Genomic DNA, 23,972 nt, shown 5'->3' on the forward strand with positions numbered 1-23,972 from the left:
TCGTCGACTGCAGTGGCAACGCCCCATCTCCCATCGCAACTTGCTGTCCGCACCACGAGCCGTCCCATGGAACTCTCCCACGTCCGTCCGCCCCATTGCCTGCGTCCCGCCGGGCGTCTGCTGTTCGCCTGGCTCCTGCTGGTCATCGCCGCGCCGGCGATCGCGGAAGACCCGTCACCGAACACCGAAGCCAAATCCGTCAAGGTCGACGGCGTCTTCCAATCGACGCGACAGTCCGAGGTCGCTGCCGCCAATGAACACCTGACCGAATTGAAGATCGAACGCGTCCTGCCGCACGGGACCGAAGTCAAACAGGGCCAAGCGGTGATTTGGTTCGAAACCGAACCGCTGGACAAGTCACTGAAGAAAGCGGAACACGAACGACGGCTCGCCGAACTCGCACTGGAAGCCGATGAGTTTGACCACACGCAGTTCTTGGAGCAACTGAAGCTGGACAAGCAAGCCGCCGAACGCAAACGCGATGCAGCCCAACAAGCCTATGACAATTACCAGAAGGTCGACCGCGAGCAACAAATCGAGCAGGCCAAGTTCTCGCTCAAGAATGCCGAGTTCTCGCTGGAGAGCGCCAAGGAAGAATACGAACAATTGACCCAGATGTATGAAGAGGATGACTTGACCGAACAGTCCGAGGAGATCGTGTTGCGTCGCGCCAAACGCGCCGTCGAGGCCGCCGAGTTTTCATTGCAACGGACGAGCATTCAAACCGATCGGACCATCAAACAAACGATCCCTCGCAACGACGCTGACCAGGAAGAAACGTTGGCCCGGGCCTTGATGGAATTCAAGAAGTCCAACCAGGACCTGGACAACGCGCGCCGCAAGCGAGAACTGGAAATCAAACGCAAACGGACGGAACTGGAGGAACAATCCGAGAAGGTGGAAGAGATGCGGGCCGAACGCAAAGCCGTTGTCTTGAAGGCCGACATGGACGGAATCTTTTTGCACGGCGCCCTGACCCGGGGCGTGCTGCCCGCCAAGCCGGTCAACCTGAAGGAAGGGACGTCCGCCAGCCCCAACCAGGTTCTGGCGACCATCGTCGGCCCCGGAAAGATCCAAGTCCGAATCGATCTGCCCGAACAACATCTGGCCGTGGCGCGGCAGGCCAAAACCTGCCAAGTCGTGCCCAAGGGCTTGCCCGACACAACGCTGACCGGCAAAGTCCAATCGGTTGCCGAGGTCCCGTTCCTGCCCGGCAAATTCGACTGCCTGGTGTCGCTGCAGGGTCAAACGCCCGATCACATCAATCCAACCATGGGCTGTGAAGTGACGTTTCCCGGTACGGAAGAAGAGTCCGCCGAAGAGAAGGACGCCGACAATCAAGACGGTGGCGATCCGAAGGACGATTCGTCGACATCCGAAGAGTCACCTTCGGAAGAGTCGAACGACGACCCATCAAATGACCGAGACGATTCATGACCTGCGACCGCCCACTCCACCGGATCGCACTGCCCGCATTGGCCCCGCTGCTGTTGGCACTGCTGCCCCTGACTCAAGCCGTCGGGCAAGACGCGGTAGTGCAAGACACCAACGCGCAGGACACAGTTGCGCAGGACGCGGGCGCGACGGAACCAGGCACGATCACGATCGACGGAGAAGTTCGGCCGCTGCCGGACGTCGCCACAACTCCGCCCGACGAGATCCAGTCGGCCATCGATCGGGGCGTCCAGTTCTTGATCGACGACCAGAACCCGAACGGGTCCTGGGGATCGGCCACCCGAACCAAGGGTCTGAACATCTACGCCCCGGTGCCGGGGGCCCACCACGCCTTTCGCGCCGGGACCAGCTGCCTGTGCCTGGCGGCCTTGCTCGAAGTCGCCCCCGATGACGAACGGACCCAGGAAACAATTCGCCGCGCCGAAGACTGGTTGTATGACCACATCCGAAATCTGCGTCGCGCCAACGGGGACGCGATTTACAACGTCTGGGGTCACGCGTACGCCGTCGCGGCACTGGCCAAGCTGCATCGTCGGTACGATGGAAACGAATCCAAACAGGCCGAGATTGTCGAACTGATTCGCACTCAGTTCGACAGGTTGCAGCGTTACGAGTCGGTCGACGGAGGTTGGGGGTACTACGACTTTCGTTACCAGGCCAACCAACCGACATCGGATTCGATCAGCTTCGTCAACGGCGCCGTGCTGGTCGCTCTGGCCGAAGCACGCGACATCGGAATCGAACCGCCCCAGCGCATGGTGCAGCGGGCCGTCGCTGCCACGCAGCGTCAGAAGAAACCCGATTTCAGCTACCTGTACGGGGAGTACCTGAAGTACCGCCCGGCGCGTGGCATCAACCGACCCGGAGGCAGTCTGGGGCGGTCCCAGTGCTGCAACGCGGCGTTGCGGTTGTGGGGCGACGAATCGATCAGCGATGACGTGATTCAAACCTGGCTGTATCGGCTGTACGTCCGCAACGGCTGGCTGGACATCGGTCGCAAACGACCGGTGCCACACGAATCCTGGATGCAGGTGGCCGGCTACTTTTACTTCTTCGGTCACTACTACGGTGCAGTCTGCCTGCAGCTGCTGCCCCCGGAGGAGCGTGCTCCGTTCCAGGCGATGTTGACCAAGCTGATGCTGGAGCGTCAGGAAAAGAACGGCTGCTGGTGGGATTACCCGCTGTACGATTACCACCGACCCTACGGCACCGCCTTCGCGTTGATGACGCTGCATCGCTGCCAGCCGCAGTAGAGAAAGCCTGCTCCACCTCGTTCCCGGGCTCCCGCCCGGGAACGCACTGCAAGCTGGCTCCGCCAGCACTCCCCTCCAAACCAGCCGGCAGAGCCGGCAACACAGCCGGTTCCAAGGCAGGAGCCTTGGAACCAGGATGTGCGTCTGCCCACCTCGTGCCCGGGCTCCCGCCCGGGAACGCACTGCACGCTGGCTCCGCCAGCCCCCGAGTCCAAACCAGCCGGCAGAGCCGGCAACACAGTCGGTTCCAAGGCAGGAGCCTTGGAACCAGGATGTGCGTCTGCCCACCTCGTGCCCGGGCTCCCGCCCGGGTACGCACTGCACGCTGGCTCCGCCAGCACTCCCCTCCTCTCCCCTCCCCTTCCCACTCGGCCAAACCGATCTTCCCTCGGCCAGGGCAATTCGATTCAATGGCCGACGCTGGCGTCAAAACCCAATGCTCCTTGGTTCATCCGCCTCGCCAACGCAGTCCACTCAAACGACATCGACGGACCGTTCCATGGATGGAATTGCTCGCCTGACCAAATTCATCGCACGGCCAACCATCCGGCGGCTCGACGGGTTGGCTTTGCTGGCATTGGGATACTTACTCATCGGGCCACCGGTTCACGGCTGGACGCAATCCGCCGAAATCGCGTTGCTGCCGGGAGCTCAGCGCGCAGCCGTTTCCGAGTCCGCCGAACGTTCCCAACCGGACGCCGAAAACAGCGTCGATCTGGAAACGCAACAGCGAACGGCCCGGCAGAATGCAGATCGTGTGCGTGCCGCGATCGAGGCGCACCGCACCGCCGGCTCGACCGCCCCCACTGATTTGATCGACGAACTTCGGTTGTGGGAAGAAATCGAACTGGTCGCCGCGCAACGCGAATTGGTCCGCGATGAACTTCGAAATGCCGGCACCCCACCCGACACGGGACTCCGTCTCGAGGACGACCCTCCCGCCACGTATCTGCAATACGATCAGCTTCGCGATCGGCTGGCATCCCTGCGATCCCAATTGCTCGCGATCGAAAATGAATGGCAGGCAGAAAAGAACCTGCTGACACTTGCCAAACGCCAGCTTCTGGAATCGGAACAGCTTCGGCGCAGGCTGAATGACCAAATCGAATCCAGCGTCGCGCCGCAGCGGGCCCGTTTGCAGCGTCAACGATCGCTGGCGATGCTGGAAAGCCAACTGCTCTCCAGCCGATGCGAATTGCATCGCGAACAGGTCTCGCTTGATGCCGGTCAAGTCGCTGCGGCAAAGCAATCGGTCACGCAGTTGGAAGCGGTGGTTGCGGCGTACGCGGGGCGATTCATCATGACGCAGGCCGAATTGAACGAACGGCTGGCCCGCATCGATGAATTGGAAGATCAACTTCGACAACAGCTGGACCAGGCCGAGATACGACTGCGTCGCGCCATGCACCCGCACGCCGCCGGATCGGACGACACCGCGGCGACCACCTATCAGGTCGCGCACGAAGAATCAAAACTGCTGCAGCAAACGCTTTCGGAAGCCAACCTGATCAAGGAGTGTTGGCGGCGGCGTTACAAATTGGCCGCCGGCATCGCCACGGCAGAAGAGATCGCGACATGGCTGGAGGAGACGCGTCAAGCAAAACGCCGGATCGCCCACATCGCCGAAACGATCCAACTGCGAAACCGTCAGCGTCAAGAAAAGCTGATCGCCATCGGCGGCACCGAGGTGATCGGGACGACCCAGTCGGTGGCCCCCGCCGCCGCGCGTCAGGTCGACGAATTGAAGCACATGGTCGGCATTTACGGCAGCATCCAGGCCCTGGCCACCAACGGTGGGCGGTTGATCGATCGATTCATCGAAGACCTGGAAGCAACACAGCGGCAATTCTCGCTTGCCGACTGGACGCAATTGGCCCTGGGAGGCTTGCTCGCGGCGTGGGAATACGAACTGACGTCAATCGACGATGAACCGATCACCGTTCGAAAAATCGTGTTCGGTCTGACGCTGTTGTTCTTGGGTTACCTGTTCAGCCGCGCGCTCGCCACGTTGTTGGCATCACGCCTGTTGCCAAGGTTCGGATTGAGCGAAGCCGCCATCTCGGTGTTCCGAACCCTTTCGTTTTACGCGATGTTGACGGCTCTGGTCCTGCTTTCGCTGGACCTGGTCAACGTCCCGCTGACCGTGTTTGCGTTTTTGGGCGGTGCGGTCGCGATCGGTTTAGGTTTCGGCAGCCAGAACCTGATCAACAACTTCATCAGCGGCTTGATCCTGCTGGCCGAACGTCCGATCCGCGTCGGCGATCTGGTCAATGTCGACGGCATCGACGCCAACGTCACCAACATCGGAGCGCGCAGCACGCGGGTGCGAACCGGGGCCAACCTGGAAATCCTGGTCCCCAACAGCCGGTTCCTGGAAAACAACGTGACGAACTGGACGCTCTCCGACACTCGGATCCGCACCAGCGTTTGCGTCGGCGTTGCTTACGGTTCCCCGGTCAAAGAAGTGCTCAGCACATTGCGGCAGGTGATCGACGCCCATCCGCGCGTGCTCCGCGCCCCGGAACCGATCGTGCTGTTTCAAGACTTTGGCGACAACTCGCTGGCCTTCGAAGCGCACTTCTGGATCCACATGCGGCAAATGATGGACGCCGCCAAGGTCCGCAGCGAACTCCGCGTTGCCATCGACGAGGCGTTTCGGGAACGCTCGATCGTGATCGCCTTTCCACAACGCGACGTCCATCTGGACATCCAATCCCCGGTCGAAGTCCGCCTGGCGGATCATCCCGCTCCCGGCCTGGCCCACGGTACCGGACGCCACGCCGCCTGACGCGTTCGGTCCACCACGACTCCGCCGAGAGAGCTGGCAGAGCCAGCCATCCAGGACGTTCCCGGGCCTGAGCCCGGGAATGAGTCGACCCCCTGGTTCCAAGGCTCCCGCCTTGGAACCCGCTACAGGTCGGGCTCCGCCCGACGCGCCCGCCCGCCGAGAGAGCTGGCAGAGCCAGCCATCCAGGACGTTCCCGGGCCGGAGCCCGGGAACGAGTTGGCCTCCTGGTTCCAAGGCTCCCGCCTTGGAACCCGCTGCCAACCAGGCTCCGCCTGTCCCTACCCGAACCGTTTTTTCCTCCCGCCGGCTGTAAGCCAGCTTCCCGGGACGGGTATTGTCTGAAGCGACCTTACTGCAAAGGGTTCATCGAAAATCCACCCGCAATCTGGAGACTCCCAAATGGCATTTCACGTCGAAAACAAAAACGTCCTGGTCACCGGAGCCAACCGAGGCATTGGGCGTGCGATCGTCGAAGGCGCCCTGCAGCGGGGTGCCGCCAAAGTGTACGCCGCGGTGCGTGACCTGGATTCCGCCCAGCCGTTGGTGGCACAGGCAGGCGACAAAGTCGTCCCGATCCGGGTGGACCTGAGCGACGAAGCGTCGATCCGTGCGGCCGCCACTCAGGCCGGCGACGTCGATCTGGTGATCAACAATGCCGGCGTGCTGAAAACCGAACCGGCGCTCAGCGAGAACGCGATCGATGCGTTGCGATTCGAACTGGATGTCAACGTCTTCGGACTGCTCCGCGTGGCGCAGGCGTTTGCTCCGGTGCTGGCGTCACGTCCCGAAGCGGCGTTCGTACAGCTCAACAGTGTCGCCTCGATGAAATCGTTCAGCGATTTTGCAACGTACTCGGCCTCCAAAGCCGCCGCCTACTCGCTCACCCAAGCGCTCCGAGATCAGCTGGGCGCCCAGGGCACCCAGGTCGTCAGTGTCCATCCGGGACCGATCGCAACAGACATGGGACACCAGGCCGGGCTGGATGAGATTGCCGAACCGCCGTCGTTGGTTGCCGACGCGATCTTCGCGGCCTTGGAGAACGATGATTTCCACGCCTGGCCGGACACGATGGCCAAGCAGTTCAGCCAGCCCTACCAGCCCTTCGCCGAAAACGTGGTGGAGGCCGACATGCAAGAAGACCCCGCTTGAGCGACGTCCGCCGTCAGTCCTCCGACCGGCCGGCCAGGCGATAGTCGCGGGGCGACATCCCGGTCGTGCGGCGGAATTGCCGGGTGAACGCGCTCTGATCACCGTAGCCGACATCCATCGCGATCGAAGCGATCGGCGAGTCGGTTTGTCGCAAGGCCCGCTGCGCCCGGTCGATGCGGCGCTGCAACAACCACTGGCCAGTGGTCAGCCCGAAGATCCGCCGCATCCGCCGGTCCAACTGGTAGCGGGACATCCCGGCCACCTCGGCCAGGCGTTCCACCGAGGGCGCCTCGGCCAGGTTGCGATCGGCGTACGCGACGACGTCGGCGATGTGCTCGTATTCGTCACCCCCAGAATCCGGCAAACGCAAATCTTGGGAAACGCCAACCAGCCCGGCGATCGATCCGTCCTTGCGCCGCAACGGCAACTTGGTGGTCAAGCACCATCCCACGTCCCGCGTCGGGTAAACGTGTAGCTCCAATTGGGACACCAGGGCTTGTCCCGTGCGAAGCACTTGCCGGTCCTGCTCTGCGAACCCTTCGCCCAAGGGAGGCCGTAGCACTTCGGTCGCGGTTCGGCCAAGCAATTCCTGTTTGCTGGCGACGTTGCACCGCAGGACCAACGTTTGATTGACGACCAGGTATTCGCCACGCGTTCCTTTGATGAAGAACACGATGTCGGACAAATGGTCAAACAACTCCTCCCCAGTGAACGGTGCCTCCAGTTGGCCGAGCAATTCAGCGATCATCGGCGGAGCGGGATTCGGCATCAGGATTTTATTTCACCCTCCCGCTTGCGGGAGGGTCGCGGAGGAGCTCGCGACGACGCGGGGAGGGCCCGTCTGGGGGCATTGATCTCAGCTGGTTGTTCAAGACACCCTCCCCAAAGGCTCGTGCCTCGCCTTTGACCCTCCCGCAAGCGGGAGGGTGAATTCTAGAGAGGCACGTTTTTGGCGAGCGGTTGCACGCGTTTCACCGCAAACGCTTTGCCACCCACTAAGCCACTTCCGGATCGTCGAAGAACCGTGCCAGCGTGGCGTCGCTCGGTTTGGGAGTCACCAGCGACACCACGATCATGGTGATCAGTGAGCTCAGCAGCATCACCACGACCGGCATGACTTCGTATTCTTCTCCGCCGAAAGGCAGCTTCAGCACGAACGTTCGCAGGGCGTCCTGTTGCATCGCTTGGAAAAACAGGATGCACCAGCTGACGATCGCCGCGCAGATCCCGCTGATCGCACCCGCGGCGGTCAAGCCTCGCCAGTACAAAGCTGCGAACACGATCGGGAACAGCGCACTGAACCCGCTGAAACACCAAACGCCCATCGCGAACACGCTGCGGACGTTGCCCAAACTTAAAAAGTACGTCACCGCAACAATGCCGATGATGAACAACCGCGTGTACAAAACCTGCTGGCTGTCGGTCACGTTCTCCTTGCCCTTGTAGTGCGTCAGCACGTCGTTGGTGAAGATCGTTCCGATGCACAGGAACTGGCTGTCCAGACTGCTCATGATCGCCGCCAGAATCCCGGCGGCCAAGAATCCTCCCAACACCATCCCGGTTTGAGTCTTCACCAGGAACGGCAAGATCGTGTTCGGGTTGGTCGGCAGCGGTGGTTTCGGAGGCACCAGCGTTCCGGTTGCCCAGATCCCCACCAGCACACAGGGAACCCAGACGATCATGATGAACAGGGGGTGACAGATCACCGACAGCTTGAATGTCGCGGCACGGCGGGCGGTCATCCAGTGCTGGAACAGGTGCGGAAACATGCCGACCGACAGCGGAATCAAAAGATAAGTAAAGAACTTCATCTTACTCATCTCGATCCGGGTGATCTTTTCCTCCGGAACCGACTCGGCGAGGACGCGGAGGTTTGCGAACAGGCTTTCCTGTTTTCCCAATCGGCTGGCGATCACGTAGAACGTCACGATGCCCAACACCATGAACACGATGGTCTGCAGCGTGTTGGCCCAAGTCGTCCCTCGCATCCCGCCGAAAAAGACGTAGATCAACACCACGACGCAAATCACCAGCGATCCCAACCAGGGGGGAATGCCGCCGTTGAGCGCCATGTTGACGCTGCCATCGGGGCGGAGCGATGGAAACGCGTCCGGAGCCAGACCGGCCGTCAGCGATTGAACGACCGATCCGCTGCTGATCACGCCGATCAGCAGGTAGGGAATCACCAATCCGACCAGGATGGGGAACAACAGCAGTCCGATGAAATCGCTTTCCAGTCGATCGCGAAAGAATTCAATTTGCGTGGTGTAATGGTTGTGATGGGCGATCTTCCAGACCTTCACGCCGATCACGAAAAAGCACAGCGAGTGGATGATCCCGCTGCTGCTGGCCAGCATTCCGTAAACGCCAATGCCTTCCTTGAATGCTTCGCCGCTGCTGCCGACCAGGGCGAACGCCGTCATCGTCGTGCCAAACATGCTCATCAACAGCAAGAACGGCCCGATCGAGTGGCTGGCGACCTGATAATCTTCTTTCGTTCCTTTGAACAACCGCCCGGAGAACACTCCCAGGAATAGCAGAACCGCCAGGTAGGCCAGAATGATGATCAGTTGGGGGAGTCCGGGATGGTTCATGATGCCACCTCGTCCTCTTCGACCTCGGCGACCAGCTTCCGCTCGACGTCCTCATCGATCGGCCAAGCGATCACCGTCGCCAAGGCCCACGTCAAACTGGCTCCAATCGAAATACCGGCGTGCCACAGCAAACCAATCGGCAGGAAACCGAAAACGAGCGTGTCATCGGTCCAAAACCAATTGTCCTGGTGCAAGATCAACAGCAGCAGCACCAGGGCGGCGATGATCCAAACCCCAGAGGCTCCTTGGCGGGAAGATCGGTTCATTGAGAATCCGGTCGCGAGAGGAAAGGGAGGTGAACGGTCGGCGGGCAGCCAAAGAGTGTACCCAACGGGGCACCGGGCGCGAAAGTCGGGTCCGAGTCGTCTGACGTCCGGAAACTTCGCCGGCTGACGCCCGGAAACTCCGTGGACTGACGCACAGGAATTGCCCCGCGTTGGAAACGTCCACGCGAGAAACTCTGCCACTCCTGCTGGCTTCTGATCCGACAGCGGGTACAAAGCAGCACCAGATTGCCGTTGAATCACCTCGAATCGGCTGGCCTGCCGCCCCTTCGCCAAACCCCGCAGCCCAAAAAGTCTCTGTGCCCCCAACCCTTGACCTGATTGCCGCCTGCGCATTCGGACTGGAATCTGTCGTCCGCCGCGAGCTTCAGGATTTGGGGATCGAGGCGACGATCGGCCAATCCGGCCGTGTCCATTTTCAGGGCGATCTGAAAACCGTCGCGCTGGCCAACCTCCAACTGCGTTGTGCCGATCGCGTCCTGATCCGCGTGGCCGAGTTTCCTGCGCCGGACTTTGATGCACTGTTTGAAAGCGTTCGCGCCATCGATTGGGGTTCCTGGTTGCCCCGCGACGCGGAATTCCCGGTGACCGGTCGGTCGATTCAATCCGTTCTGTCCAGCGTTCCGGCCTGTCAACGCAGTGTCAAACGCGCCATCGTCGATGCCATGCAACGCGACCACGGCTGCGAGACCCTGGAGGAAACGGGGCCGAAGTACAAGATCGACATCGCCCTGCTGAAAGATGTCGCCACGCTGACCATCGACACCACGGGACGAAGCCTGCACCGGCGCGGCTACCGCACCGACATCTCCAAAGCCCCGTTGAAAGAAACGCTGGCCGCCGCGTTGGTGTTGCTCAGTTTCTGGAAACGGGACCGACCGCTGATGGACCCGTTCTGCGGAAGCGGCACCATCGCGATCGAAGCCGCACGGATCGGTCGGAACATTGCCCCCGGGATCGAACGTGCGTTCCGTTTCGAGTCCTGGCCCGATTGCTCCGCGGAACTGATCGCCGATCTGCGATCCGACGCAACCGCCGGCCAACTGGATTCGCTGGACGAACGCATCCTGGCCAGTGACATCGACGGACGCGTCCTGCGTGCCGCTCGCGACAACGCCGCGCGGGCGGATGTCAGCGACGACATTCACTTTCAATGCGGTCCGGTCAGCGAAGTCACCAGCAAGCGTCGCTTCGGATGCCTGATCACCAACCCGCCTTACGGTCGCCGGATCGGCGAAGATCGGGAAATCGACGCGTTGTATCGCTCGCTTCCCGACGTGCTGCGTCGTTTCCCGACCTGGTCCCACTACTTCCTGACGGCCTATCCAAAGTTTGAAGCCGCCGTGGGCCGATCGGCCGATCGGCGACGCAAACTGTACAACGGTCGCATCGAGTGCACGTACTACCAGTTCCACGGCCCCAAGCGAATCGTCCAGCAGCGCGAGCCCGCGGAAACGACCGCCGACGCCGCCCCGGTCAAACCGTACACCCACGCCGACGGACCGGCCGCCTTCGGCGAGTTGGACGCCAAAGCCTCCGAGCAGGCCGAACTGTTCGCCCGCCGGCTAAGCAAACGCGCCAAACACTTGCGGCGGTGGCCGACACGCCGCGGCATCACCTGCTTTCGCTTGTACGAACGGGACATCCCCGAGATCCCGTTGGTCGTCGATCGATACGAAGATCATCTGCACATCACCGAGTATGAACGGCCGCATGAACGTGACCCCGCCCAGCATGCCAACTGGCTGGACCTGATGGCGCGGACCGCCGCCGAAACGCTGGAGGTCGCACCGAACCACGTGCACTTCAAACGCCGCTTTCGACAACGCGACCACGGTCAACATGAAAAAGTGGACCAGACGGGCAACCGAATGCTGGTCAATGAAGGCGGTCTGAAGTTCTGGGTCAACCTGGACGATTACGTCGACACCGGCCTTTTCCTCGATCATCGGATCACGCGTTCGATGGTCCGCGAGGCGGCTCAGGGCACTTGGTTCTTGAACCTGTTTGCCTACACCGGCACTTTCACGGCCTACGCGACCGACGGCGGGGCGCGAAAGACGACCAGCGTGGACTTGTCCAACACCTACCTGTCCTGGGCCAAAGAAAACCTGCGGGTCAACGGCTTCCTGGATGAGAAACGACAGGACGGCCATCAATTCGTCGCCTCCGACGTTGCGGAGTTCATCGACCAGCATCCCGCCGGTGAACGCTACGACCTGGTCGTGTTCGACCCGCCAACCTACTCCCGCAGCAAAAAGACCGAGCAGGACTGGAACGTCCAGACCGACGCGCTGCCGCTGTTGGCCAAGCTCCTGCCGCTCGTCCGCAAAGGCGGCGTGATCTTCTTTTCGACCAACTTCCGCCGATTCAAATTTGACGCTGACGCGCTCGAGGTCACTGAGTGCCACGAGATCTCGCGACAAACGGTCCCCGAAGACTTTCGCAACCGACGCATCCATCGCTGCTGGAGGATCGTCAAATGAACCGGCGGCTTTTCTGAAATTCACCCTCCCGCCGGGAGGGTCAAAGGCGAGGCACGAGCCTTTGGGGAGGGTGTCTTCGTGAACCCGCTGACATCAATCGTGCCGGACAGCCCTCCCCGCGTCGTCGCAAGCTCCTCCGCGACCCTCCCGGAGGGAGGGTGCAGCAGAGAACCCATGACATTGATCGATGGGCTACGACTTCATGACGTAGCCGCCGCCAGACGGTGGCCGCACCGTAGCCACGCTCTGGCGAGCGTGGCTACATCGAATTCGCCGCCTCTGGCGCGCGGCACGAACCGGTCAGCGACGGCGACGATTGTTTCGGCGGGGAGGTCCCAATTCCGTATCGGCCGGCACGCCGAACTGCTTTTGCTTTTCCGCCAACTGCTCCAGCATCCGTTTCTGCACGTCCGCGTAGTCAGTGCTTCCGTAAACGCTCTGCAGCTCGTTGGGATCGTCCTTCAAATCAAACAGTTCCCAATCGTCGATCTTCTCGCCTTCCAGGGCGTAGAAGTGGATCAACTTGTAGCGACCGTCGGTGACGCCGAAGTGACGGGCGACGTTGTGAGCGCCCGGATTCTCGTAGTAGTGGTAGTAAAACACTTGACGCCAGTCGTCGGGCGTGTCGCCCTCCATGATCGGAACCAACGACCGTCCTTGCATGTCATCGGGAACGTCCACTCCCGCGATGTCCAAGAACGTTTCGGCAAAGTCCAGGTTGGAGACGATGTCGTCGTTGACCGAACCCGGAGCGATCTTGCCGGGCCACCGCGCCAACAGCGGCGTGCGAAGCGATTCCTCGTACATCCATCGCTTGTCAAACCAGCCGTGCTCTCCCAGGTACCATCCCTGGTCGGACGAGTAGATGACCACGGTGTTGTCCGCCAAACCGGCTTCGTCCAGGTAGTCCAGCACCTCGCCGATCCCATCATCGACGCTCTTGACGCATCGCAGGTAATCCTTGACATAGCGTTGGTACTTCCACTTGACGATCTCCTCTTCGCTCATCGAGGAACGCGCCGCTTCAAATGCCTTGTTCTTTTCGCCGTAGGCGGCGTCCCAAACCTTCTTCTGGGCTTCGTTCATGTTCCCGTAACCGCTCAGCTTCAGGTCGTTCGCGTTCAAGTGCTCTCGAACGGTCATCTCTTGCCGTCGGGCCGATTGCGTGCGACCGGAATAGTCGTCCCACAAAGTTTCGGGTTCGGGGATGGTGACGTCGTCCAACCAGTTCAGGTACTTCGGTGCCGGCCGCCAGTTCCGGTGCGGCGCTTTGTGCTGGTACATCATCATGAAGGGCTTGTTGGGATCCCGCTGCTGTTTCAGCCAGTCCAACGTTTTCTCCGTGATGATTTCCGTCGTGTATCCCGTGTGCGGCCGCGTGACCGGGCTTCCGTCGGAGCCTTCCGTGATCATGGGCGGGTTGTAATAAGGCCCCTGCCCTTTCAGCACGTCGTAGTAGTCGTAGCCCTGCGGTGTGCTGGCCAAGTGCCACTTGCCGACGATCGCCGTCTGGTAACCCGCCTTCTGCAACAACTTCGGAAACGTTTGCTGGTCGCCGTTGAAACGATTGCCGTTGCGGACAAACCCATTCAAATGGCTGTACTTCCCGGTCTGGATGACCGCGCGGCTGGGTCCACAGATTCCGTTGGTGACGTAGCAGCGATTGAACCGCATCCCTTCTCGCGCGATGCGATCCATGTTCGGCGTCGTGATCCGCGAGGGGTCATACGCGCTGAGCGCCTGCGTGCAGTGATCGTCCGTGAAGATGAACAGGATGTTCGGCTGGCCAGATTCATCGGCCGCGGTCAACCGGCTGCCCAGCGCGGGAGCCAGGCACAGTGCCGCCAGCAGCAGCATTCGGAAGGGGAGCAGGGTTCGCATGGTGTCGCTTCAACACGGAAGGGGCGGGAGGGGGCTGGGAGAAAGATGGTCATGATCGTAATCGTTCCTGCGCGGCGGAACAAACACCCGGCCCCTGGCACGCCCGAGACCACCAGATCCGAGGTTCGAGCCGCCGGCCCATTCAACGCAACGGTGGCGGGACGCCGGAAAACGTGGCCAATCGGCTGCCTCCGGCGGTCTACCTGGGAAAAATCCGGCCCCCCAGCGTGGTCGTCGCCGTCACCGCGAACTAGGATTTTCATTCACGGCGGGCATTCCCGTGGCCCGGAGTGACCGGCAAAACCGTTGCCAGTCCCCAAGCTCCACACTCCGCGTTGGAACTTCCCACGCCCGTTCGCTGTCCCCCGGTCGTGCTGGATCGACGGACCGAACCGCCCGCCGCCAAACCTTCCCGAACCTCCCCCACCACCGCAAACATCATCCATGGCCGTTTTTCGACTGTCTGTCCCTGCCGCATTCACCTGGTCGGTTCTGCTGATCGCCTTGCACTTGGCCAACAACGGTCGCGTCGTCGCGCAATCGCATGACAACAAGAAAGGCCCGGCCTACACCTCGCCTCCGGAAAACGACAAGAGCTTTCCGTTGATGGGAGAGTTTGCCGGTCAGATCAAATCCGGTGAAGACACACAACCATTGGCGTTGCAGATCCGCCCCATCGCCGGCAACCAGTTTCAAGCGATGGCGTACAAAGGTGGACTGCCCGGCCAACCGGATCATGAACCCGAAGCGATGCGTCTGATCGGACTCCTCTCAGGCGAGTCCGTGATCCTTTCGGGTGGCCCCTGGGCGATCTTCGTGGACGCCGACGGCTGCTCCATCGTGTCTTCCAGCGGCGAGATGCTGGGCCGGCTCGATCGTATCGAGCGTCAAAGCCCCACGCTGGGCGCACCAGCTCCTGAGAACGCCACGGTCCTTTTCGACGGTGAGGCCTTGGACCACTGGGTCGGCGCGCAACGGACCGACAACGGATTGTTGAAACAGGGCGCCACGCTGCGTCCCATGTTCCAAGATTTCGATCTGCACGTCGAGTTCCGCTTGCCCTACATGCCCCTCGCCGACGGACAATCGCGCGGCAACAGCGGGCTGTATCTGCAAAGCCGCTACGAATGCCAGATCCTGGACTCCTTCGGGACCGAACGGATGTTCAACGGCTTGGGCGCGCTGTACCGCCAAAAATCGCCGGATGTGAACATGGCCTTCCCGCCATTGACTTGGCAGACCTACGACGTCCGCTTCACCGCCCCGCGATGGGCCAACGACGGCACCAAAATTCGCGACGCCCACATCACCAGCTGGGTCAACGGTGTGAAGGTCCAAGACGACGTGGCACTGCCAACCAAGACCGGTGCTGGCAAGCAAGAGGAGCCGCTGCTGCTGCCGATCTTGTTCCAAGACCACGGCGACCCGGTCCGATTCCGAAACATCTGGATCATCGACCGGGGCCTGTCCTCCGCCGAGTTTCCGGTGATGGCGACCGAACAGCAGCAGCAAGCGGCGGCCAGCGTGGGCTGGGAATCGCAACCCAAACCCGAAGGCGAACAAGCCAAGGATGAAAGCAAATCCGACGGCGGTGACGAGGAAGCGAAGCAAGCGGACGACAAGGAATCGGACGACAAGCCGCAACCCTCCGATGAAGACCCCTCTGGCTCAGAAGGGCCCTCTTCGGAAGACTCAGCAGCCGCCGACCAATCGGACGCCCCATCCAAAGAAAACTCGGAATCCAAGTCCGAGTGATCCGCGGCTAATCTTTTCTCACCCCCCTGGTTCCAAGGCTCCCGCCTTGGAACCCACTGCAACGCAGGCTCCGCCTGCCCCGATGGACTGAGCTGGCAGAGCCAGCCCTCATCGCGTTCCCGGGCGGGAGCCCGGGAACGAGACGCTCCTCTTCCATCTGCTCCTGCCCCCCTGGTTCCAAGGCTCCCGCCTTGGAACCCGCTGTCCCCCACGCTCCGCCTGCTCCGTCGGACTGAGCCGGCAGAGCCAGCCCTCATCGCGTTCCCGGGCGGGAGCCCGGGAACGAGACGCTCCTCTTCCATCTGCTCCTGCCCCCCCTGGTTCCAAGGCTCCCGCCTTGGAACCCACTGTCCCCCAGGCTCCGCCTGGCCACCCCAGGCTCCGCCTGCCCCACCGCCGCCGAAACGGCGCGAACTGACCTTGCGCTCGACCGCGGTTTCTAGCTAAGGTCCCGACAGCGCCTCAAGGTGGGGGGAGTGCGCCCGGAGCGGCGCCCGACGCGTTCTTTTCAATGGATGACCGGCGTCAAGCAAGGATGTGACCGTGGAGACCGAGAACTATTTGCTGGATGACATCGAGCGAAGCCAGCAAGAAGAGACACGACGGAGACGCGAGAATCGGTCGCGACGCTACCGCCGCACACTGATGATCGGGCTGGGCTTCCTGGCCCTGATCGTATTGGCTGCCCCAAGCTTGATCAGCCATACCGGCGTCGCCAGTACGATGCTAGCCACCAGGGCCGACCAGCAAGGCTGGGTCGCGACCGCCGACGCGATCGACGTCGGCTGGATCACCCCCTTGTCGATCCGCAACCTGACCCTGGTTGGGAAAGAGCGCGAGAGCAAAATCCAGATCGAGCGAATTGATACCTCGCTGACGGTGCTGGACCTGTTGCGATTGGACGTCCAGCAGATCGGCGAGATCACCGTCCGCGGCGCCGAGGTGGACTGCACGGTGTTCCCCGGTGGGTCATCCATCGAAACTGATCTGACCGACCTTTTGACAACCGATGACTCCGACGCATCGGAACCGGTGCGGGCGGACATCCGCGTTCAAAACTTGAAGGCCAACATCAAGGACGCTCAAACAAAGCAACGGTGGGTGTTGGATCAATCCAACCTGGACGTGCTGATTGACGGACAACGGATCGAAGGCGATCTGGCGGGAGTCGTCGAAGAACCCGGCGGCAGCGGCGGGGCCATCCAAAGTCACTTTGTCTGGCACCCCGTCACCAATCCCAATCTTGCCGTCCCGATCACGCCCGTCTCCGGCCATCCCGACGCGTCGAACAACCCCGAGTGGGAATTGTCGCTGAAAGCCGAGTCGTTCCCGTTGTCGGTGATGAACCTGGCTTCCTGTCGATTCGGACAAGCCGCCGCGACGATGCCCGACCAATTCTTCGGCGACACCACGGGAAAAGTCCGCTTGACCGGTCGCCCCGGCGGGACCATGCAAGCCGCCATCGGTGACTTGCGGATCCGCAACCTGCAACTGTCCCACTCGGCGCCCGAGGATGCCTCGCCAAAACACTGGAACAACGAATTGGCCACACTCGATGGCGAACTGTCTCTCTCCGGCGGTTGGCTGTTCGGACACGGATTGGAACTGACAACCGACTTCGCTTCCGCAACGCTCGACGGGGCCTTTCCGACCACGATGACCTTGACCGGCGCCGAAGACAATCCGCTCAGCTGGCTTCAAACCCTGGACGGAAAAGCACGCGTGGACGTCGACTTGGCCGCACTGGATCGTGCCATGCCCGGCCTGATCCCGTTGCGATCGGACGCCCAATTGGTATCGGGACGACTCAGCGGCTCCATCGAGAATACCTTGCCCGGCGCGCCGGCGGCGGAGACAGCGATCCCCGCGGGTGCGTCTGCGGATCCGTCCAGCGGCCGAAAAAGCAACTTGGAACTCCGCAGCGACGCGATCCGCGCCCGCGCGGGCGGTCGAGCCGTGGTGATCGAACCGATCAAGTTGACCGCCATGGTCAGCAGCGAAAACGGCGCCCTGCGAGCCGACCAGTTTGCTCTCTCCAGCTCGTTCGCCAGCGCCTCCGGCAGTGGCACCCTACAGCGCGGCGACGCCGACCTGGAAATCGACTTCGGCCGCTTTTACACCATGCTTCGCCCGATCATCGACCTGTCCGAAGGCTCGCTCGGCGGAACGGCATCCGGACGCATCCGCTGGAACGTCCGCCCCGGCAATCAACCGGACGTGGAAACGTGGCAGCTGCGTGGCGATGGCGAAGCCAACAACTTGCTGGTCACCCTGCCCGGCGGCACCCGATTCAAACGCGCGATTGTCCGCGGCGAAGTCTCGGCGGAAGGTCGCTGGCGCGGTCAGAGTTTGCAGGAATTGACGTCGGCCGACGTCACACTGCATAGCACCGGCGTTTTGGCAAAAGCCGCGTTGGTCGAACCGGTCCAGAACCCGTCCGCCGATTCGATGTACGCGGTGCGTCTGTCCGGGGACGGTCGGCTGGAGAATCTGGCCGAATCCTTGCGTCCCTGGTTGCCCGAGTCGATCCGCGACGCGGAAGGACGCATCGTCGGCTCGGCCACCGGCCAGATCAGCCGGTCCAAGGGATCACTCTCGCGCGCCGACTTCGACTTGTATCAACCGCGCATCGCGTATGCCGATCAGTGGTTCAGCCAACCCAACGTGACCGTCCACTTCCAAGGCGTCCTCGACTGGCCCAGCGGTAGCCTGGCGGCTCAAGACCTGACGGTCGTCGGCGAAGCTCTCTCGTTGGCGGTGCAAGGAGATGCGGGACCGGAACAGACCAACCTGGACGTCGCCTGGAAGCTGGATCTGGAACGGCTGCAGCAAAGCGTCGGTGCCAGCGTCGCCCGCGCACGCCCCAACCCGGTCCAGCCGGCTAGCTATCGCGCCACCCGCGAAGAACCGTACCGTTGGTCGGGTCAGTGCCAAGGCAAGTCAAAGATCACCGGCGACGGAAACCAATGGACCATCGACTCCACCGCCTCGGCGACGTCGCTGGCGATCGCGGCGCCGCGAAAAGCCCAACCGGTACCACCCGGCACACCACGGCTGCGCGGCGACGGTTCCGACGGCGATGACCAGCGACTGTGGTACGAGCCCCGCTTGCAGGTCCAAGGCCCGATTGAGCTGAACGGAGAAACCGGCGCCGTCAAGATTTCCGAACTGCAGGTCGCCTGCGACTGGTTCGCCGGAACGCTAACCGGCAACCTCGACCGGAAAGACGACCAGACCAGCCTGGTCCTGCAGGGCCCCTCGAAGTGGAAAATGGATGTCGTTGCGGCGCGACTTTCCGAAATGGTTGGCACCCGCATCGAAGCGACGGGACTGCACGAAACGCCGTTCAAATTGAAACTGAAAACCCACCCCGTTGATCCGCTGACGCTGGCGCTCGAAAGCGAACTCGGTTGGGAAGCGTGCAAAGTCGCCGGTGTGTCTTTGGGTCGAGCAACGCTGCCGTTCAGCTTGTCGGAAGACTCGTTGAAGATCGCGCCGGCAACGATCCCGATCGTCTCCCTCGCGCCCAACCGGTCCGGCATCGATTCACCGCGCGGCGGCGGCGCGGCGTCCTCCGGTGGGAACCTGGAATTTGCCGCGGAGGTTCATTACGCGACGACACCGGCAACGATCCGGGTGAAAAGTGGTTCCAAGATTGATTCGCTGCAAATCACCCCGGAGACCGCGTCCAGTTGGCTGGCCTACCTGGCACCCCTCGCCGCCGGTGCAACTCGGATCGAAGGCAACCTGAGTGCCACACTGGACGAAACGTTGATCGTCGTGGGCGATCCGTCGGCCAGCGTGGTGCGTGGCAGCTTGGACATCCGGCGGATGCAGTTGGCTTCCGGCCCGCTGGCCAACCAATTGGTCCTGGGACTTCGGCAGATCAAATCGTTGACGCAACTCGCCTCGGGAAAACCCGCACCCGCGGCCGACGGCGAAAAAGCGTTGATCGAGATGGCGCCCCAAACGGTCGACTTCAGCTTTGAGAACGGCGTGGCGACTCACCAACGAATGTACTTCCAAGTCGACCGGGCTCAGATCATGACCAGTGGCCGCGTCAACTTGCAGCAACAATTGGACATGATCGCGCAAATCCCCTTGGATGCACGCTGGCTGGGCAACGATCTGCAGGGCTTGGCCGGCGAAACCTTGACCTTTCCGGTCACCGGAACGCTCTCGCAGCCGCGTCTGGATCTGGCCGCCGTTCGCGACGTCGTCACCCGGCTGGGAAGCAAAGCGGGCGCGGAGCTGATTCAGAATCGATTGGACAGCGTCATCCAAAAGCAGCTCGGATCGGGATTGGATCAATTCAACTCCGGCCTGGAAAAGATCCTGGGTTTCTGACCAGCCCACCACGCCCGACCATCAGGCCCGAGCCATCAGGACCGGAGGGCCGCTTGCCGGTCGACAGGCCCGGAAGGCCGACAGCCACCTGCCGGTCGACAGGCCCGGAGGGCCGACAGCCACCTGCCGGCGGCCTTGGCCGCCGGTTTCTTCCACCCCGTCGCCAGCCCCGAAGGGGCGACAGCAATGCCTCGGTGCGCCGACAACCTCCACGCGCCGGCCAAACATCCAACGCGTCGCAATCGCAAGCTGGATGAACAACCCACGACTACATTCGCAATGCCATTGCTTTTCCGCAATACTCCTTAAAGCGACACGCGGCGTCACCGCCGCCCCCTTGGCTGCCAGACTTCGGCGGCCTCACCCCCCGACCGGTCCGATCCGCCGGTGCGAGGCATCACGAATTTCAAACGAACGCAATCGCATGTCCGAAACCACCTGGCTCAGCGAGTGGGACGAACTGGCCTTTGACAACCGCTTCACGCACGAACTTCCGGCCGATCCGGAAACCGCCAATCAAACGCGACAGGTGCACAACGCTTGCTACTCGCGGGTGACGCCCAAGCGGGTCGCCGCCCCTGAACTGATCGCCCACTCCCCCGAACTGGCTTCGCAATTGGGAATCCCCGACGCGTTGATCCGATCGGACCAGTTCGCCCAAGTCTTCGGCGGCAACCTGGTGCATCCTGCTATGGATCCGTTCGCGATGTGCTACGGCGGTCATCAGTTCGGCAATTGGGCCGGACAACTGGGCGACGGCCGGGCAATCAACTTGACCGAATGCATCGACCGCAACGGAGTCCACCAAACCCTGCAACTCAAGGGCGCCGGACCGACACCCTACTCACGGTTTGCCGACGGGCTGGCGGTGCTCCGCAGTTCGGTCCGCGAGTTCTTGTGCAGCGAGGCCATGCATCATCTGGGCGTTCCGACCACCCGGGCGCTCAGTCTGGTGCTGACCGGCGATTGGGTCACCCGCGACATGTTCTACGACGGCAACCCGCAACAAGAACCGGGGGCGATCGTGTGCCGGGTCGCCCCGAGCTTTGTCCGCTTGGGCAACTTCCAACTGTTTGCCAGTCGCGAGGAGGAGCAGACACTTCGCCAATTAGCCGATTTCACCATCCGCAACGACTTTTCCCACCTGGGAGAACCGTCGCCGGAAGTCTACGCAGAATGGTTTGCGGAAATCTGTCAGCGCACGGCCGAACTGATGGTGCATTGGATGCGTGTCGGTTTCGTGCACGGCGTGATGAACACCGACAACTTGTCCGTTCTGGGGCTGACAATCGACTACGGCCCGTACGGATGGCTGGAAGACTACGATCCGAACTGGACGCCCAACACCACCGACGCCCAGGGGCGACGTTATCGCTACGGAAACCAACCGCAGATCGCGCAATGGAACCTGGCCCAGTTCGGCGGGGCCCTGCTGCCGCTGGTCGACCAGCGTGTCGAATCGTTGCAGACGGGATTGTCGCATTACGTGCAAACGTTCGAGGAAGGCTGGAACGCGATGATGGCTGCCAAGCTGGGACTGGATCGCTTCCGCGGTGAAGACGACTTGGCGCTGTTTGGCGACCTGCTGCAAGTGCTGCAACTGGCGGAAACCGACATGACACTTTTCTATCGCGAACTGGCCAAGGTCCCGTGCGAGTCCGAGGTCGATGCGGTTTGTGATTCTCTCAGCGACGCCTACTACAAACCCGAAGAAGTCACCGACGAAGTCCGTGAACAAACGCAGAACTGGTTTGATCGCTACCGGGCCCGCGTCCGCAGCGCCGACATCTCCGACGCCAACCGTCGCGAGCGGATGGACCGAATCAATCCGCTGTATGTGCTTCGAAACTACCTGGCACAGCTGGCAATCGATCGCAGCGAACAGGGTGATCACGCCGGCATCACCGAGTTGCTGGACGTCTTGCGTGACCCGTATCGGGAACAGCCCGGTTGTGAACGGTTCGCTGAGAAGCGTCCCGAGTGGGCGCGACATCGTGCGGGTTGTTCGATGCTGTCCTGCAGTTCTTGACACAGCGAGCGTTGCGGGTCCGTGGTGTTGGCCACAACCTGCCGCAGCTTGAGTTTTCACCCCGAAGCCGCCTGCACTCTCGCCCTGAAAAGCTTGACGAACTCGCCGTAGGACGCCCCGCCAAAATCACTCCGTCGCGGCACAAACAGATACAGGTCTTGTTCCGGGATCACGATCAGCCCCTTGCCGACGGTCATTAGCCGTACCGATTCCAGGGGAAAGCGGTGCGTCCCGGCCGGGCCGCACCAGATCAACGTCGTCTCGCCCAGTGAAACTTCGACCTCCGCCCCGCTGACGACCCCGTGGGCGGCGAGCTCGCTTCGAGCTGCATTGCGTGGTCCGCGAATCAGCGTCAGGTAGATGACGGTGGCCAGCCCCATCACCACGACTTCGCGGACCGCGATGCCGATCGGCCCCGGGACGGGCGGCATCAGACTGATCCCCAGCGCCAGGGCGATCATCACCATCGAGGCCAAGGTGACGCGGCCGCCGCACCGCCACAGCAAGAACTTGGACTCCGCGTAGCGGATCATCCGTTGATCCAAACGAAATCGCGCGACCGGCGCATCGGTCGGCGCGAAGGTCGCGGCTTGATCCGGAGGCGCCTGGTAGGGATTGATCATGAGTCGGAGCGTATCAAAAAACGACGATCGTCGCCTTTCGCTCCGCGAAAGTAGCGCAGCGACGCTCGCTCCCCCCTGGTTCCAAGGCTCCCCCCTGGTTCCAAGGCTCCCGCCTTGGAACCCACTGCCCCGCAGGCCCAGCCTGCCGCCAACCGGGTGAGATAGCAGAGCCAGCATCCATCGCGTTCCCGGGCGGGAGCCCGATCGTCGCCTTTCGCTCCGCGAAAGTAGCGCAGCGACGCTCGCTCCCCCCCTGGTTCCAAGGCACCCGCCTTGGAACCCACTGCTCCCGCAGGCTCCGCCTGCCTTCCCCTCACAACTCACAACTCACAACTCACAACTCACAACTCACAACTCACAACTCACAACTCACAACTCACAACTCACAACTCACAACTCACAACTCACAACTCAACGCGCCATCCGCCCGCGGAAGGCCACGTTCCCGCCCCCGCGGAGGTGTTCTCCCGGAGAACGTGTCTGGACTTCATTCCGGAAGCAATTCACGCCCCGTTCCGTAACCTATTGTTCCAAAGATCTCTCTTCATGAACCGCTCACAACCGATGCAATCCGAATGCTGCGTTGTCATCAGCTGCGAAAACTGTACGAAGACCACCTGGCCGTCGACGGAGTCTCCTTCCAGCTGGAGCCGGGCGAAATCGGCGGATTGGTCGGTCCCAACGGCGCGGGAAAAACCACGACGATGCGGTGCCTGGCCGGATTAATCCCTGCAACCGGAGGCCAACTGGCGGTCGCCGACTGCAACCTTGCGGACCACGATTCGGCCAGCCTGACGGAACTGAAACGCCGTCTCGCCTACGTCCCGGATGATCCACCGCTGTTCGACGACCTGACCGTCGGGCAACACCTGGAGTTTATTGGCCGGATCTACAACGTTCCCGATCGCCGCGCGAAGGCCAGCGAGCTGCTGGAGTACTTCCAGCTGGACGACAAGGTCAACGCCGGCGCGACGACGCTTTCGCGAGGCATGCGGCAAAAACTGGCCATCTGCTGCGCCTACCTGTACGACCCCCAGGTGTTGCTGCTGGACGAACCGATGACGGGCCTGGACCCGCCGGGGATCCGCCGCTTGCTGCAATCGATCCGGGACCGGGCGGCCGCCGGCGCCACGGTGATCATCTCCAGCCACTTGCTGGCCATGATCGAAGACGTGTGCACGCACCTGATCGTGATGCAGCACGGCCGGCTGCAGTACTTCGGCGACGTCCAGTCGCTCCGCAACGAATTCCCTTCGGCCACCTCCTTGGAACAAGCTTACTTCGAAGCGACCGCCCGCGAACTCTCCGCGTGCTCGTGACCTCACCAG

The 23,972-nt window shown here is 62.0% G+C and carries 14 protein-coding genes; 9 read left to right on the forward strand and 5 right to left on the reverse strand.

The genetic code is table 11. From position 1 onward, the window contains the following. Window positions 1-66 precede the first annotated feature (66 nt). The 4 genes from FYK55_RS16880 to FYK55_RS16895 all read left to right on the forward strand — a co-directional run bounded on the left by FYK55_RS16880 (window position 67) and on the right by FYK55_RS16895 (window position 6,645). On the forward strand, window positions 67-1,437 hold the full coding sequence (locus FYK55_RS16880; protein WP_150077603.1) for an HlyD family efflux transporter periplasmic adaptor subunit: 1,371 nt from the start codon (window positions 67-69) through the stop codon (window positions 1,435-1,437). After that, on the forward strand, window positions 1,434-2,708 hold the full coding sequence (locus tag FYK55_RS16885; protein WP_235908759.1) for a hypothetical protein: 1,275 nt from the start codon (window positions 1,434-1,436) through the stop codon (window positions 2,706-2,708). Before FYK55_RS16880 ends, FYK55_RS16885 begins: the two co-directional genes overlap by 4 nt. A gap of 499 nt (window positions 2,709-3,207) precedes the next feature. After that, window positions 3,208-5,496 (forward strand): mechanosensitive ion channel domain-containing protein, encoded by a 2,289-nt coding sequence (locus FYK55_RS16890; protein WP_161604571.1) that lies wholly within the window; start codon window positions 3,208-3,210, stop codon window positions 5,494-5,496. Window positions 5,497-5,895: 399 nt separating this feature from the next. After that, window positions 5,896-6,645, forward strand: a complete 750-nt coding sequence (locus tag FYK55_RS16895; protein WP_150077605.1) for an SDR family oxidoreductase — start codon at window positions 5,896-5,898, stop codon at window positions 6,643-6,645. A 13-nt stretch (window positions 6,646-6,658) separates the two neighbouring features. Here FYK55_RS16895 and FYK55_RS16900 read toward each other — a convergent pair whose 3' ends face one another. The 3 genes from FYK55_RS16900 to FYK55_RS16910 form a co-directional block, all read right to left on the reverse strand. Continuing rightward, window positions 6,659-7,414: an AraC family transcriptional regulator gene (locus FYK55_RS16900; RefSeq protein ID WP_235908760.1), complete on the reverse strand. Its 756-nt coding sequence runs from the start codon at window positions 7,412-7,414 to the stop codon at window positions 6,659-6,661. 226 nt (window positions 7,415-7,640) lie between these two features. Next, entirely contained in the window at window positions 7,641-9,239 is a 1,599-nt protein-coding gene (locus FYK55_RS16905; protein WP_150077606.1) for a sodium:solute symporter family protein, read from the reverse strand. Continuing rightward, window positions 9,236-9,505 carry a DUF3311 domain-containing protein gene (locus FYK55_RS16910; protein ID WP_150077607.1) on the reverse strand — a complete coding sequence of 90 codons (270 nt, stop codon included), beginning with the start codon at window positions 9,503-9,505 and terminating at the stop codon, window positions 9,236-9,238. Before FYK55_RS16910 ends, FYK55_RS16905 begins: the two co-directional genes overlap by 4 nt. 317 nt (window positions 9,506-9,822) lie before the next feature. On the opposite strand from FYK55_RS16910, the gene rlmKL reads away from it, so the two are divergent. Then, window positions 9,823-12,009, forward strand: a complete 2,187-nt coding sequence (gene rlmKL / locus FYK55_RS16915) for a bifunctional 23S rRNA (guanine(2069)-N(7))-methyltransferase RlmK/23S rRNA (guanine(2445)-N(2))-methyltransferase RlmL (RefSeq protein ID WP_150077608.1) — start codon at window positions 9,823-9,825, stop codon at window positions 12,007-12,009. A 300-nt stretch (window positions 12,010-12,309) separates the two neighbouring features. On the opposite strand, the gene FYK55_RS16920 is transcribed toward rlmKL, so the two are convergent. Continuing rightward, window positions 12,310-13,890 carry a sulfatase family protein gene (locus FYK55_RS16920; RefSeq protein ID WP_161604572.1) on the reverse strand — a complete coding sequence of 527 codons (1,581 nt, stop codon included), beginning with the start codon at window positions 13,888-13,890 and terminating at the stop codon, window positions 12,310-12,312. 444 nt (window positions 13,891-14,334) lie between these two features. Here FYK55_RS16920 and FYK55_RS16925 point away from each other — a divergent pair, with 444 nt between their 5' ends. The 3 genes from FYK55_RS16925 to FYK55_RS16935 all read left to right on the forward strand — a co-directional run bounded on the left by FYK55_RS16925 (window position 14,335) and on the right by FYK55_RS16935 (window position 22,021). Then, window positions 14,335-15,645, forward strand: a complete 1,311-nt coding sequence (locus FYK55_RS16925) for a 3-keto-disaccharide hydrolase (protein ID WP_150077609.1) — start codon at window positions 14,335-14,337, stop codon at window positions 15,643-15,645. 543 nt (window positions 15,646-16,188) lie between these two features. Next, window positions 16,189-19,992 carry a hypothetical protein gene (locus FYK55_RS16930; RefSeq protein ID WP_150077610.1) on the forward strand — a complete coding sequence of 1,268 codons (3,804 nt, stop codon included), beginning with the start codon at window positions 16,189-16,191 and terminating at the stop codon, window positions 19,990-19,992. A gap of 424 nt (window positions 19,993-20,416) precedes the next feature. Next, window positions 20,417-22,021 carry a protein adenylyltransferase SelO gene (locus tag FYK55_RS16935; RefSeq protein ID WP_150077611.1) on the forward strand — a complete coding sequence of 535 codons (1,605 nt, stop codon included), beginning with the start codon at window positions 20,417-20,419 and terminating at the stop codon, window positions 22,019-22,021. 56 nt (window positions 22,022-22,077) lie between these two features. On the opposite strand, the gene FYK55_RS16940 is transcribed toward FYK55_RS16935, so the two are convergent. After that, window positions 22,078-22,644: a hypothetical protein gene (locus FYK55_RS16940; RefSeq protein WP_150077612.1), complete on the reverse strand. Its 567-nt coding sequence runs from the start codon at window positions 22,642-22,644 to the stop codon at window positions 22,078-22,080. 575 nt (window positions 22,645-23,219) lie between these two features. Between FYK55_RS16940 and FYK55_RS16945 the strand changes: the two genes are divergently transcribed. After that, a complete protein-coding gene (locus FYK55_RS16945) occupies window positions 23,220-23,963 on the forward strand; it encodes an ABC transporter ATP-binding protein (RefSeq protein ID WP_150077613.1) in 744 nt (247 codons plus the stop codon). Window positions 23,964-23,972: the final 9 nt, after the last annotated feature.

This window comes from Roseiconus nitratireducens, assembly GCF_008629675.1.
GTDB classification, from domain to species: Bacteria; Planctomycetota; Planctomycetia; order Pirellulales; family Pirellulaceae; genus Stieleria; species Stieleria nitratireducens.

Coding starts and splice junctions, on each gene's coding strand:
- FYK55_RS16925 (WP_150077609.1), top strand. CDS start 14,335: ATGGCCGTTTTTCGACTGTCTGTCCCTGCCGCATTCACCTGGTCGGTT.
- FYK55_RS16885 (WP_235908759.1), top strand. CDS start 1,434: ATGACCTGCGACCGCCCACTCCACCGGATCGCACTGCCCGCATTGGCC.
- FYK55_RS16880 (WP_150077603.1), top strand. CDS start 67: ATGGAACTCTCCCACGTCCGTCCGCCCCATTGCCTGCGTCCCGCCGGG.
- FYK55_RS16920 (WP_161604572.1), bottom strand. CDS start 13,890: ATGCGAACCCTGCTCCCCTTCCGAATGCTGCTGCTGGCGGCACTGTGC.
- FYK55_RS16910 (WP_150077607.1), bottom strand. CDS start 9,505: ATGAACCGATCTTCCCGCCAAGGAGCCTCTGGGGTTTGGATCATCGCC.
- FYK55_RS16895 (WP_150077605.1), top strand. CDS start 5,896: ATGGCATTTCACGTCGAAAACAAAAACGTCCTGGTCACCGGAGCCAAC.
- FYK55_RS16900 (WP_235908760.1), bottom strand. CDS start 7,414: ATGCCGAATCCCGCTCCGCCGATGATCGCTGAATTGCTCGGCCAACTG.
- FYK55_RS16935 (WP_150077611.1), top strand. CDS start 20,417: ATGTCCGAAACCACCTGGCTCAGCGAGTGGGACGAACTGGCCTTTGAC.
- FYK55_RS16905 (WP_150077606.1), bottom strand. CDS start 9,239: ATGAACCATCCCGGACTCCCCCAACTGATCATCATTCTGGCCTACCTG.
- FYK55_RS16940 (WP_150077612.1), bottom strand. CDS start 22,644: ATGATCAATCCCTACCAGGCGCCTCCGGATCAAGCCGCGACCTTCGCG.
- FYK55_RS16945 (WP_150077613.1), top strand. CDS start 23,220: ATGCTGCGTTGTCATCAGCTGCGAAAACTGTACGAAGACCACCTGGCC.
- FYK55_RS16890 (WP_161604571.1), top strand. CDS start 3,208: ATGGATGGAATTGCTCGCCTGACCAAATTCATCGCACGGCCAACCATC.